The 12,818-nt window shown below is 46.6% G+C and carries 10 protein-coding genes; 2 read left to right on the plus strand and 8 right to left on the minus strand.

What is annotated here, in order from left to right; translation table 11 throughout:
• Positions 1-66: 66 nt before the first annotated feature.
• Entirely contained in the window at positions 67-1,272 is a 1,206-nt protein-coding gene (locus A6K76_RS15525) for a polysaccharide deacetylase family protein (RefSeq protein ID WP_066466519.1), read from the minus strand.
• Between the two features lie 131 nt (positions 1,273-1,403).
• Between A6K76_RS15525 and A6K76_RS15530 the strand changes: the two genes are divergently transcribed.
• Together A6K76_RS15530 and A6K76_RS15535 are read left to right on the plus strand one after the other, a co-directional pair.
• Positions 1,404-1,973, plus strand: a complete 570-nt coding sequence (locus A6K76_RS15530; protein WP_066466520.1) for a nitroreductase family protein — start codon at positions 1,404-1,406, stop codon at positions 1,971-1,973.
• Positions 1,974-2,022: 49 nt separating this feature from the next.
• The gene (locus tag A6K76_RS15535; protein WP_066466521.1) at positions 2,023-2,367 is read left to right on the plus strand and encodes a hypothetical protein; all 345 of its coding nucleotides are present in this window, start codon (positions 2,023-2,025) and stop codon (positions 2,365-2,367) included.
• A 39-nt stretch (positions 2,368-2,406) separates the two neighbouring features.
• Here A6K76_RS15535 and A6K76_RS15540 read toward each other — a convergent pair whose 3' ends face one another.
• The 7 genes from A6K76_RS15540 to A6K76_RS15575 form a co-directional block, all read right to left on the minus strand.
• A complete protein-coding gene (locus A6K76_RS15540; RefSeq protein WP_066466522.1) occupies positions 2,407-4,509 on the minus strand; it encodes a methyl-accepting chemotaxis protein in 2,103 nt (700 codons plus the stop codon).
• A 385-nt stretch (positions 4,510-4,894) separates the two neighbouring features.
• Positions 4,895-8,323, minus strand: coding sequence for a pyruvate carboxylase (gene pyc, locus A6K76_RS15545; protein WP_066466523.1), 3,429 nt, complete (start codon positions 8,321-8,323; stop codon positions 4,895-4,897).
• A gap of 275 nt (positions 8,324-8,598) precedes the next feature.
• The gene (locus tag A6K76_RS15555) at positions 8,599-9,393 is read right to left on the minus strand and encodes an FAD synthetase family protein (protein ID WP_066466525.1); all 795 of its coding nucleotides are present in this window, start codon (positions 9,391-9,393) and stop codon (positions 8,599-8,601) included.
• Positions 9,394-9,444: 51 nt separating this feature from the next.
• Positions 9,445-10,446 (minus strand): 4-hydroxy-2-oxovalerate aldolase, encoded by a 1,002-nt coding sequence (gene dmpG / locus A6K76_RS15560; RefSeq protein WP_066466526.1) that lies wholly within the window; start codon positions 10,444-10,446, stop codon positions 9,445-9,447.
• Positions 10,443-11,324, minus strand: coding sequence for an acetaldehyde dehydrogenase (acetylating) (locus A6K76_RS15565; RefSeq protein ID WP_066466527.1), 882 nt, complete (start codon positions 11,322-11,324; stop codon positions 10,443-10,445). The genes dmpG and A6K76_RS15565 overlap by 4 nt, the downstream gene beginning before the upstream one ends.
• Positions 11,321-12,112 carry a 2-keto-4-pentenoate hydratase gene (locus A6K76_RS15570; RefSeq protein ID WP_066466528.1) on the minus strand — a complete coding sequence of 264 codons (792 nt, stop codon included), beginning with the start codon at positions 12,110-12,112 and terminating at the stop codon, positions 11,321-11,323. Before A6K76_RS15570 ends, A6K76_RS15565 begins: the two co-directional genes overlap by 4 nt.
• 22 nt (positions 12,113-12,134) lie before the next feature.
• Positions 12,135-12,605, minus strand: a complete 471-nt coding sequence (locus tag A6K76_RS15575; RefSeq protein ID WP_066466529.1) for a flavin reductase family protein — start codon at positions 12,603-12,605, stop codon at positions 12,135-12,137.
• Between the last annotated feature and the right edge of the window lie 213 nt (positions 12,606-12,818).

A 12,818-nucleotide genomic window follows, 5' to 3' on the forward strand; every position in this document is an offset into this window, starting at 1 on the left:
TAAACCCTTTTTTCAGTTTGTCCTTGACTTGGGGACCATATTAGTTTCACATCACCTTTTTAACTGTTACAGCTCGTCAATCGTCACAAATGTATACCCTTGTGCTTGTAACGCTTCTAGCACGCGCGGTAATGCATCGGCTGTTGGCTGGTGAATGTCATGCATTAACACAATTGCCCCGTTTTTTGCCTCTTTTTTAATGATGTCGACCGTTTTGTCCGCATTGCGATGCTTCCAATCAAGCGTATCGAGCGACCATAAAATCGGTGGCATCGAAATCGACTTACGCATTTGCTGTGTAATCGCGCCAAATGGTGGACGGTACACAGTTGGCTTCGTACCTGTAATGCGTTGAATGACGGCGTTCGTTTTTTCTAAGTCGGCAATGACCGCGCGAATGCTTAACGTCGATAAACGATCATGCGAGAAGCTATGGTTACCAATTTGATGCCCTTCGCTTGCAGCTTGCTTCAATATCGCCGCATTGCGCTCTGCTTCTTCACCGATCACGAAAAATGTTGCTTTCGCGTCGTATTGTTTCAACGTCGCTAACACTTGTGGCGTTACCTTTTTATGCGGACCGTCATCGAACGTTAACGCGATTTTTTTAACAATTGGCTTGGCTGGCGGTGTTGGGTCGGTAATGTCCGCCGTTTTCACGTAGCCGCTATACGTGTCATTTGCGACAAATGACCAGCCTAAAAAGCTCGTGTACACATGTAACTCAACGTCTGCTGCGATGTGGTCAACAACCGCCGCGCTTTTTGTCGGCTTGTTGCGCAGCTCAGCGTCTGTTGCATATACTTTTGTTTCTGTTACAGTCGGCGCTGCTAAAACGCTCGTCGGCATGTAACCGAACGCACCGTTATAGCTTACGAGCGACCAGCCTGCTGCCACGTCGTTATAACGAATCGCCACACTTTGCGAAATGACATTGCTCATTTTTTGACTTGATTTTGTTGCGTATTTGTATAATACGATATTTTCTGCATTGACAACGACATATTCACCGTTTAACGGTTGTGCATATTCGACTTGCACGTACCCTTTTTTATTTGGCACGTATAACCATCCGTCAGAAGCGGGCTGTGCATAAAATCGAGCGCTTGCTTGCAAAGAGCCGGTTGCTTTCGTGCTAGCGTCCATTTGTGCGTACACATATGCTTTTTGTTGCATTTGATAAAGTGTTGTGTCAGCTGCTTGTGCTGAACTCGTATGTATAGCTAAACATGCGATTACGAAGAAAAACGTACTAATGATGAGACGTTTCATTTTCTTCACCTTCCTTTCTACTCTATATATGACGGAGAAACGGCGCAAAAGTTTAGTGTTTATCCAAAATTTTCTTTCTTATTTTATTTGACACGCGGTACAATATGATCAAGATAAAAGGAGGCTACATAATGACTGAACAATTCCCTGTACAACGCGCCATTATCGAGCGACGTACAATTAAAAAATTTAAGCCTGATGCGATTCCACTAGAAACGCTTGAGCAGCTATTAGACGTTGCCGTATGGGCGCCGAACCATAAAATGCGCGAGCCGTGGCGCTTCATCATCATTACAGGCGATGCACGCGCGTCATTCGTTCGCATTTTAGAGGAAGAATCGCTAAAAGGAAAAGATGCGGTGCCGATGAAGGAAGCTAAAATTGCGCATTGGCTATCGATTCCGGCATACGTTGTCGTCGTGCAACAAGAAGACCCGCGCCCACAAATTCGTGAAGAGGATTTTGCGGCGGTGAGTGCGCTCATTCAAAACTTCCAGCTAGCCGCGTGGGAGCAAGGGATCGGTACGCTTTGGAATACGAATAAGCACATTTACAATCCGGTGCTGCGCGAAGCAATTGGCGTACAGCTGGGTGAGAAAATTGTCGGCGTCATTCAAGCTGGCTACCCTGCACACGTTCCTGCTGCGATGGAACGCACACCCGCAAAAGAAAAATTAACAATAGTAACGGACGCATTTTAACACAACGACGCCCCCTTTGTTTATACTACATACAAAGGGGGCGTTTTTTATGAAAAAGCAACTACTCGTATTATCGTTCGTGCTGTGCTGCTTAAGCGCTTGTGCATCACAGCCGCTTCAGCTAAATGCGATCGATGCATTGCCAAATTTTGCGGACAAGCTCGTTACAAATGAACCGGTACAGCTCATTACGCACGGTGACGAAACGTATGTCGTCGTCCATGCGACTGCCGAAGTAGAAGCGACGTTTGACATTGTAGACAACACGCTTCAGCTACATTTCCATATGCGGCGCGATGACGGAAAAGAGCGTACCTATTTTTACGAATTAGTGCGTGGCGATGCACAATATGAGCGAGTGGAAGTATATGTCGCCCAACAACGCATGCTTTAAAAAAGTGTCTGAGACGATTTGCGCTCAGACACTTTTTCATTATACTTTGAAACGTTGAATTAACGTTTGGAGCGTTTCGGACATCGTCGCAAGCTCAGTCGCTGATGCTGCCATTTCTTCCATCGATGCATTTTGCTGCTCGGTCGCAGTTGCCACTTCGGTCGATGCCGCCATGTTTTTAGTCGAAATGACTTTCATCGCATCAATTGCCGTTACGACTTGCTCCGTGCTTGATGCGACTTGTGATGAGTTCACAATAATGCCGTTAATTTGCTCCGATAGCTGCTCCATGCTGCTAACGATTTGTTCGAATTTTTGCGCAGTCGTCGTCGATAAATCCATTCCAGTACGCACTTGTGTCGTCACATCCCCCATAAGCTGCACCGATGTCGTCGTATCCTTTTGAATGCCTTGCACGAGCGTACCGACCTCATGTGCAGCGTTGCGTGCTTCAGCGGCAAGCTTGCCAACTTCATTTGCAACAACCGCAAACCCTTTACCGTACTCTCCTGCGCGTGCCGCTTCAATCGATGCATTGAGCGACAACAAGTTCGTCTGCTCAGCCACACCTGTAATGAGCTGTAAAATGTGCGTAATTTGCTCTGAGCGTCCGTGCAGCGCTTCGATCATATGCTGCGTCGTCTCCACGCTTTGTTGAATCGTATTCATTTGTGTGGACGACTGCTGCATCACGTCATTGCCATCGTGCGCGAGTGTCATCGTCGTTAACGCGAGCTGTGCAACGTCCTCGCTATTCGTCACAATTTGGGCAACATCGTTCGTCATATGTTGCAGCGCGTCCTCACTTTGTTGTAGCCGCGCCGTTTGCTCATTTGCTCCTTCTGATACGTCGCTCATCATTTCAGCAACGTGCATAATCGATTTCGTCGTTTCCTCTACACCGACGTGCAGCTCCTCACTCGAAGCGGTTACGTATTGCGAGCTCTCTCCAATTTCTTTTACGAGCGATTGCAGCCCAGTCGTCATCTTGTTAAACGCATGCTCAATTTCAAGCATTTCGTCCTTCGTATGTAAATGTATCGACGTCGTTAAATCACCTTCTGCAATGCTGATTGCTGCTTGTTCAATCGTCGTAATCGAACGTTTAATGCCGATATAAAAGCCCATAAATAAGTACATCGCCACAAGCACTATGAGCGTTTCAAGCAATACGAGCATGATGCGATTCATTTTTAGCTCAGATAGTTGCTGCTCCATTAATGTCGTCAAATGTGCAAGCGATGTGCTATATAAATCAAATTGTAAATTAATCGTATTCGTTGCTGCTTCAAAAAATGCAGCGGACGTTAAATTGGCCGTTTCACCGTTTAATAGCTGCTCAACCATCGTCGCATACAGCTCATTCGCAGCAGTCGCTTCCTCGTACGTTGATTGCACGGCCGCTTGAATGTCCGGATCGGTAAACGCACGCTGTAAATCCGCATCAATCGTTGCGAACTCCTCAATCATTAAATAAAACTTTTCAGATATATGCGCTCGCTCCTGTGCAGTCATGTCGCCTTCTTTCGCTAATACAGAGGCGCCAAGCCAGCGTAAATTACCCGCATTTTCCGTTACGCTCGGCATCGTTTTAGTGAGCGTCGCAATTAAGTTTTGTGACGCTGGTGAACGCGCTAACTGCAGTGACGATTCATTGCTCACCGTCAGCATCGTCTCAATAATAAATGTCGTTAAATTTGTATGTAATGTCGTTAATTCATCTCGATCTTGCCAGCGATCCTTCTCCGCAATTGCTTGCCATTGTTCATTAATCGCGTCAAGCTCCTCATCAATATGTAATGGATATGTTTGCTTCGTATGCTGCTCGTTTAAAACATGTAATGCACGATTCGCTTGTTCACGAATGCTAGCTAACTTACTTTGTGCGTCCTCGCTACCGTTCCACGCTTGTACGGACGTGCCGCGATGAATTTGCACTTGCTGTAATACATCTTTTAGCGCAGTGTTATAGCTCGCCCCTTCATATCGCTGCTCCATCTCCGTAATTTCGCTGTTCATTCGCTGCATTAAAATAAATGAAACGCTCGCAATGACTAGTACAAACACAACCGCGATGACGATAAATTTTTGCGCATATTTTAGTCGATTCATTAACCGTACAACAGGTTCAAATACTTTCATTCATGTTCCTCCAATCGTTTGAAGTAAAAAACCAAGCGTGTTGATTAGCCATTCAACTGGCATTTCGCGTAGTGCGGCTCCATGCCACTACAATACTGCCTTCATCTCATTTTTGCTGCTGAAAACAACCGATTCAGCTGTATACAAGTAGCTAATCAACATACCTGAAAAAACACAATAAAAATAAAAATATTACTACTAATTCCAACAAAAATATCGCTTTATCAATAATAAAAGTAGAAAAGCTTTTACTATACGAAGCCTAAAGCACTACTTGTTATTAGTTAAAAATATACATTAAATTGAAGTAAATTACAATATTTTTTCCGATAAAAAACTCCTTAAGCAGAATATTTATCTACTTAAGAAGTTCATTTCATTATGTTTATTCTAATTCTAACAGTAAATCGCCTGTTGAAATGGCTGTACCTTCCTTTACATGAATCGCCTTCACGATGCCGTCTGTTGGCGCTTGTACAGTCGTTTCCATTTTCATCGCCTCCGTAATAAGCAGGTGATCGCCGCGCTTCACTAAGCTGCCTTTTGATACGACAACTTTTAGCACCGTTCCTGGCATCGTCGCCCCAATTTCATTTGGATTCGTCGGGTCTGCCTTTTGCGCCGCTTGCTCGCTCGTTTCCACATGCACATCGTCAATGACAAGCTCGCGCGACTGTCCGTTCATTTCGAAGTACAACACGCGTGTACCGTCGTGCTGCGCCTCACCGATCGACACGAGCTTCACAATTAACGTTTTGCCGCGCTCGATTTCGACATCGATTTCCTCGCCAATTTTCAAGCCGTAAATGAACGTCGGCGTATCGAGCACCGAAATGTTGCCAAAGCGTGTTTCAGCTGCTACGTAATCTTCAAACACTTTATCATACAATGCATGTGCTAACGCATCACGCTTCGTCACGTCACGCTGCGGGAATTTTTCCTGAAGCAGCTGCTCTGTTACTGCTAAATCAACTGGCGCAAGCAGCTCACCAGGACGCACTGTAATCGCTTCACGGTCTTTTAAAATGACGCGCTGCAAGTCTTTCGGGAAGCCGCCGTGTGGTTGCCCTAAGTAGCCTTGGAATAGCTCAATGACCGACGCTGGGAAGTCAAGCGTCTCCCCGCGCGTTAACACCGTTTCTTCGTCTAAATCATTTTGTACCATAAACAATGCCATATCGCCGACTACTTTTGATGACGGCGTTACTTTCACGATATCGCCAAACATCGCATTAACGCGGCTGTACATGCGCTTTACTTCGTCCCAACGATCGCTTAAGCCGACACCTTTTGCTTGTTGCTGTAGGTTGCTATATTGACCGCCTGGCATTTCGTGCACATACACTTCCGAATGCGGACTGTTCATGCCACTTTCAAACGGCTCGTAATATTTGCGCACGTCTTCGTAATAGTACGATAGCTCTTCAAGTGGTGCAATATCCGCACGCACTTGTCGTTTCGCTCCGTCTAACGCGTACACGAGCGAGTTCGCAGACGGCTGTGACGTTAACCCTGACATTGAGCCGAGCGCTGTGTCAACGATGTCTACACCCGCTTCAATCGCGCGTGCATACGTGTAAATGCCGTTGCCGCTCGTATCGTGCGTATGCAAGTGAATCGGCAAGCTCGTCGTTTCTTTTAGCTCGCTAATTAAACGGTACGCTGCTTCCGGTTTTAATAACCCTGCCATATCTTTAATCGCTAAAATGTGCGCACCAGCTTGCTCAATTTCACGCGCCATTTCTTTGTAGTACGCCACTGTATATTTATCGCGCCCGTCGTTTAAAATGTCGCCTGTGTAGCAAAGTGCAACTTCAGCTACCTTTCCTGCATCGCGTACTGCTTGAATCGACACGTCCATTGATGGTAACCAGTTAAGCGCATCGAAAATTCGGAATACATCAATGCCCGCTTCAGCCGATTCCGCAATAAATTCACGAATGACGTTGTCTGGGTAGTTTTTGTAGCCGACCGCATTCGCCCCGCGCACAAGCATTTGGAATAGCACGTTCGGAATCGCTGCACGCAACTGCGTTAAACGCTCCCACGGGTCTTCTTTTAAGAAGCGGTACGCCACATCAAACGTCGCCCCGCCCCACATTTCAAGCGAGAAGAACTGATGCATGCCGCTTGCTGTTTGTTGTGCGACTGCAAGCATGTCCGCTGTGCGCATACGCGTCGCAAGCAATGATTGGTGGGCATCACGCAGCGTCGTATCTGTTAGTAATACGTCGTCTTGTGCTTGAATCCATTTCACAAGTCCATCAACACCTTGTGCATCTAAAATTTGCTTCGTGCCGCTCGCTTCAGTAAGCAGCTCAATTTGCGGTGTGCGCGGCTTTGTGAAAATCGGCTTTTGCTTCGTATCAACACCAGGGAAGCCGTTGATCGTCACGTTGCCAATATAATCAAGCAGCTTCGTTCCACGGTTGCGCGGGTGCTTAAAGTTAAATAGCGCCGACGTTTTGTCAATGAAGCTCGTATTGAAGTCACCATTTAAAAACTGCGGGTGCGACACGACGTTTTCAAGGAATGAAATATTCGTCTTAACGCCGCGAATACGGAACTCGCGCAAGTTGCGATCCATCTTTTCTGCTGCCTGCTTAAACGTCATACCCCACGTCGAAATTTTCACGAGCAGCGAATCGTAATACGGCGTAACAACTGCCCCTTGGAAGCCGTTTCCTGCATCTAAACGTACACCGAACCCACCTGAGCTACGGTACACTTGCAGCTTCCCTGTGTCTGGCATAAAGTTGTTTTGCGGGTCCTCAGTCGTAACGCGCGACTGAATCGCATAACCAAATAGCGGAATGTCTGCTTGCTGCGGTAAGCCGATGTCGTTAAACAGCTCTTTGCCGTCTGCGATTTGAATTTGCGTTTGCACGATGTCGATACCGGTAATCATTTCAGTAATCGTATGCTCCACTTGAATGCGCGGATTCACCTCAATGAAGTAAAACGCATCGCCCGCGACTAAAAACTCCACCGTCCCTGCGTTAATGTAACCGACGTTGTTCATTAGTTTCACGGCCGCGTCACAAATGCGCGTACGTAAATCGTCTGAAATCGAAATGGACGGCGCAATTTCGACTACTTTTTGGTGACGACGCTGAATCGAGCAATCGCGCTCATATAAATGCACGATGTTGCCGTGCGTATCGCCAAGTATTTGCACTTCAATATGCTTCGGCTCAATGATCGCCTTTTCAACGTACACTTCGTCCGACCCAAACGCCGCCTTCGCTTCAGATTTTGCACGATCGTACGCTTCTTGTAGCTCGCCTTCTTCCTTCACAAGACGCATGCCTCGTCCACCACCGCCAAGTGCTGCTTTAATCATGAGCGGATAGCCATATGTATGCCCAAATGCCGCCACTTCCTCGACGCTTGCTACGGGACCGTCCGTACCAGGAATGACTGGGATGTTCGCGTTAATTGCCTGCGTACGCGCCTTTACTTTATCGCCAAACATATCAAGATGTGCTGACGTCGGGCCAATGAATACGATGCCCTCCTCCTCACAGCGTTTGCAAAACTGTAAATTTTCCGATAAAAAGCCGTAGCCTGGGTGAATCGCATCAGCGCCACAAGCTTTTGCAATCGAAATAATGCCTTCAATATCTAAATACGCATCGATCGGCTTTTTCCCGTCACCAACTAAGTACGCCTCGTCCGCTTTATAACGATGATACGAGCCGCTATCTTCCTTTGAGTAAATAGCAACGGTGTTCATCTTCATTTCTGTTAACGCGCGAAATACACGAATTGCGATTTCACCGCGGTTTGCGACTAACACTTTTTGAATTGACATATGAGTTCATCCTTTTCTATTGTAATGACAAGCTTATTAATACGCCGGTTAGCTAGCAGGAGCGTATTGCCGCTCGCCTTCCTTAAGCTCCGGGGCGTGGCGTTTACCACATGGCCAAACTTCCGAACCGCTCCTATACAGCATTTATTTCAAAACTACGAATTTCACTGTATACAAATGGCGAATCAACAGATCTATTGTAATGATGCTAAAAGGCAGAACGAGGGGAACGTTCTGCCACTTGCTAAATCGATTATATTTTACGAAAGGGTGTGTTATGCATAAGCTTGCATAGCTTGCGCGGAATCAATCCACTGAATATTCACGCGTTGGGGTATGTCGCGTGCATCACAGTGTAGTTGAACATGTTGGTCGCATCGCACGGTCGCCATACACGGAATCAGTGCGTCACCGGTGTCGAGCAAAATATGATAGTGCCCTCTTTTTGGCAGCGTGTAATATGGCAAAACACCTGTCGTTTGGCAATATTCCGTTGTGTAATACGTACCGAGCAACTGCGGCAATGCGCGCAAGTTTCCATTTTGTAAGCAATGACGAATGCGTGTCGAGCTTACTTTTTGTGCATGCCATACGTGCTCATTTACAATCGTACAGCCAATTTGCTGCGTGGCCGCATAAACGGCTAAATGCTCCACCGTACCACTTGCACGATGACCGTACGTATAGTCAAAACCACACACGACATGCACGGCGTTCAATCCACGCACATAGCCGTCTAAAAACGCCTCAGGGGATAGCGAGGCAAGCGCCTTCGTGAATTGTACGACATAAAAAATGTCTACGCCTAATTTTTCGAGCTTCGCCGCCTTTTGATGGATCGGCTCTAAATACTGTACTTCGTGCTGGGGTTGAAGCACGCTTTTTGGGTGTGGGAAAAAGGAGAGCACCGCAAGTTTCACACCACGTTTGTTCGCCTGCTCTTTCGCTGCGTGAATGACGTGCTGATGCCCGACATGCACCCCATCAAAATAACCAAGTGCCATCGAAACGGCTGGTGCGTCCTGTTGGAATTGTTGTAAATTACATGCGTCTACGTACTGAATGTGCATTGCGATGCCCTCCTTTTTCATTTGCGCTGTTTTTCCTGGGAGGGGAAAAAACTACGCCTTTACGAGTGACTGTGCCACTTCATAAATTAAATCTTCTTGTCCACCAACTGCTTTTAATTCACCAATTTTCATTAATACGTCGCGCTCATCTACACCGAATTGCTTCGCCGCCTTTTGTGCGTGAAGTAAAAAGCTTGAATATACACCAGCGTGACCGAGTACTAAACTACCTGCTGTAATTTCTTGCGGTTGCTGCATGAGCGGTGCAATGACGTCGTTTGCTGTGTCGATCAGCTTATACAAGTCGATCCCTGTATTGTAGCCAAGCTTCTCAAGCACCGAGACCATTACTTCCGTTTGCGTATTGCCTGCACCAGCTCCGAGTGCGCGCATGCTGCCATCGATAAACGTAGCACCTGCTTCAACCGCGGCGACTGTATTTGCCATCGCCATCGATAAATTGTTATGCGCATGGAAGCCAACGTCACATTGCAGCGCATTTTTTAGTGCTGAAATGCGAGCTGTTACGTCGGGAGGTAACATCGCACCTGCTGAGTCCGTCACATAAACTGCCTCTGCTCCGTACGATTCAAAAAGCTTCGCCTGCTCGACAATTTTCTCCACTGGTGCCATATGCGACATCATAAGGAAGCCGACTGTTTTTAAGCCGAGTTCGCGACCTAGAGCGATGTGCTGTGCGGCAACATCTGCTTCTGTTACGTGCGTTGCAACACGTACCATTTTCGCGCCCGCTGATACCGCATTTTGTAAATCTTGCTTCGTGCCAATACCAGGAATTAATAGGACCGCTACTTCAGACGTCGTACATTGCGCTGCCGCTGCTTCGATCAGCTTTAACTCATCGACCGCTGACAAGCCGTACTGCAGCGATGAGCCACCTAAGCCGTCACCGTGCGACACTTCAAAGTAACGTACGCCTGCTGCATTTAAGCCTTTTGCTGCGGCGCTCACTTGTGCTTCGGTAAACGAATGGCGCACCGAGTGGCTACCGTCGCGTAAAGATACGTCTAATATTGTTACATCTTTTGTCATCGGATTGCCTCCTTCACCGTATGTCGTGCCATTTCGTTTGCGACTTGCACCGCTGCGGCCGTCATAATGTCTAAGTTTCCTGCATATGCCGGTAAGTAATCCGCCGCGCCTTCCACCTCAATGAAAACCGATACTTTTTTACCTTCAAATACGGTATTCGCCTTTAATGAATAGCCTGGCACGTACGTTTGCACCGCTTGCACCATGTCGGCAATCGACTGGCGAATCGCTTCGTCATGCCCTTCTTCCGTGACAAGCACATGAATCGTATCACGCATAATGATCGGTGGCTCCGCTGGGTTTAAAATGATGATCGCTTTTCCTTTTTTCGCACCGCCGACAAGCTCGATTGCACGAGATGTCGTACTCGTGAACTCGTCAATATTTGCACGAGTTCCTGGGCCGGCACTTTTACTTGAAATCGTTGCGACAATTTCAGCGTAATCGACTGGCACGACGCGAGAAATGGCATAAATCATCGGAATCGTCGCTTGCCCACCGCACGTGACCATGTTGACATTCGATTTATCTAAATGTTCCGTCAAATTAACAGGTGGTACGACGAATGGTCCGATTGCAGCGGGCGTTAAATCGATTACTTTTTTACCTGCTGCTGTTAATAATTGACTATTGTGCGCATGTGCATAGGCGCTCGTCGCATCAAACACGATGTCGACTAAATCAAGCTGCCCCATTAAGCCGTCGATGCCGTTATCAATAATCGTATGCCCGCGTTCTTTCGCGCGTTTTAAACCGTCTGACTCCGGATCGATGCCAACCATGACACTCATCTCTAACACATCGCTGCGCTCGATTTTGTACATTAAGTCGGTACCGATATTTCCTGAGCCAATAATGCCTACTTTTGCTTTCGTCATTTTACGACCGCCTCCTTCGCAAATGCTGCACGCACTTTACCGAGTGGACCGAAATCAGCTTCGAATACGTCGCCTGCTACGAACGGTACAGCCTTCGATACAGCACCTGACAATACGAACGTGCCAGCTTGAATCGTAATGCCGTATTCACGTACCGCATTCGCTAACCATACAACCGCTTCTAACGGATTGCCAAGCACAGCTGCTGTCGTTGCCTCATCAAAAAACTCACCATTTTTGTACGCTGTCACTGGAATGGCCGTAATATCGGCAATATCGCTCAGCTTCGTTTTCGCGCTGCTTAAAATGGCACCTGCTGATGAGCCGTTATCCGATACCGTATCTTCAAACTTAATTTTCCAATCGGCGATGCGGCTGTCGATAATTTCAATCGATGGCACAACGTAATCGACTGCATCGATAACATCATCAATCGTTACCGTACCTTGCAGCGTTTTTTTGAAGTAAAACGCAAGCTCAAATTCCACTCGCGGCTCAATGTACGCGCTTGCATCAATCGGCGTCTCTTCGTCATGAACCATCGTATTTAAAATGAAGCCGTAATCGGGTGTATAAACGCCGAGCATGTCTTGCATCGCTTTGCTCGTTAAGCCGATTTTTAAGCCAGCGACAGTCGCGCCTTGTCCTTTTTTCTCCTCGATTTGTGCGAGCTGAATACGGTACGCATCATCGACGGTCATGTTTGGATTTGTCTCTGTCAGTGGTGCAATCGGCTGTTTCGTTCGTTCAGCCTGTAATAAAGCCTGTGCTGCTTCTTGAATATTCATGCCCATGTCCCCTTTATCCAATTTAAACTTTTGCCGGTACTGCTTGTAGCTGACGGTATTGTCCACTGAAGAATAATAACGGGTCGCGCTCGCTTACGGTAATATCAAGCACTTTGCCGATCAGTAACGTATGATCGCCTTCTACATGCTCTGACACGACTTCACACGCCACTTGTGCCACCGCTCCTGGTAATACAGGCTGCTCTGCTAGACGGTCAAACACAACGTCCTCATTCGGGCGACCTGCGAAGTGACGAGAATAGCTTTCTTGATCTTCTGCTAAAATATTTACTGTATATGTGTTTGATTGTGTTACTTTTTCTAAAAATTTTGCTTTATGCCCGATTGAAATGACAACGAGCTTCGGATCAAGCGACACAGACATGAAGCCATTTGCCGTCATACCGTGTACTTCCCCTTCGTTTTCCGTTAATAATACGGTAACCCCTGTTGCGAACTTGCCCATTGCATCTCGAAATAAACGATCTTCCATACTGTAAAACCTCCATTTCAAATTGTGTACATTTATCATAAAAAATTCCGACAATATTTATCATGCTATTTTTTATTGAAAACACGAAAAAAAACAATACTTTTTACTGAATTATCTGTCAACTACACAATGCGTTTCCTACACATAACACATTATATTTACGTTTTTTCTAGCAAAAATGAACAAATGAACAAATGAACAATAGTTTTGTTC

This window comes from Caryophanon latum (assembly GCF_001700325.1).
GTDB lineage: Bacteria > Bacillota > Bacilli > Bacillales_A > Planococcaceae > Caryophanon > Caryophanon latum.

Excerpts from the sequence above, each read along its gene's own strand:
- A6K76_RS15570 (WP_066466528.1), bottom strand. The coding sequence starts at position 12,112 with ATGAATATTCAAGAAGCAGCACAGGCTTTATTACAGGCTGAACGAACG.
- A6K76_RS15535 (WP_066466521.1), top strand. The coding sequence starts at position 2,023 with ATGAAAAAGCAACTACTCGTATTATCGTTCGTGCTGTGCTGCTTAAGC.
- A6K76_RS15540 (WP_066466522.1), bottom strand. The coding sequence starts at position 4,509 with ATGAAAGTATTTGAACCTGTTGTACGGTTAATGAATCGACTAAAATAT.
- pyc (WP_066466523.1), bottom strand. The coding sequence starts at position 8,323 with ATGTCAATTCAAAAAGTGTTAGTCGCAAACCGCGGTGAAATCGCAATT.
- A6K76_RS15575 (WP_066466529.1), bottom strand. The coding sequence starts at position 12,605 with ATGGAAGATCGTTTATTTCGAGATGCAATGGGCAAGTTCGCAACAGGG.
- A6K76_RS15525 (WP_066466519.1), bottom strand. The coding sequence starts at position 1,272 with ATGAAACGTCTCATCATTAGTACGTTTTTCTTCGTAATCGCATGTTTA.
- A6K76_RS15530 (WP_066466520.1), top strand. The coding sequence starts at position 1,404 with ATGACTGAACAATTCCCTGTACAACGCGCCATTATCGAGCGACGTACA.
- A6K76_RS15565 (WP_066466527.1), bottom strand. The coding sequence starts at position 11,324 with ATGACGAAAGCAAAAGTAGGCATTATTGGCTCAGGAAATATCGGTACC.
- dmpG (WP_066466526.1), bottom strand. The coding sequence starts at position 10,446 with ATGACAAAAGATGTAACAATATTAGACGTATCTTTACGCGACGGTAGC.
- A6K76_RS15555 (WP_066466525.1), bottom strand. The coding sequence starts at position 9,393 with ATGCACATTCAGTACGTAGACGCATGTAATTTACAACAATTCCAACAG.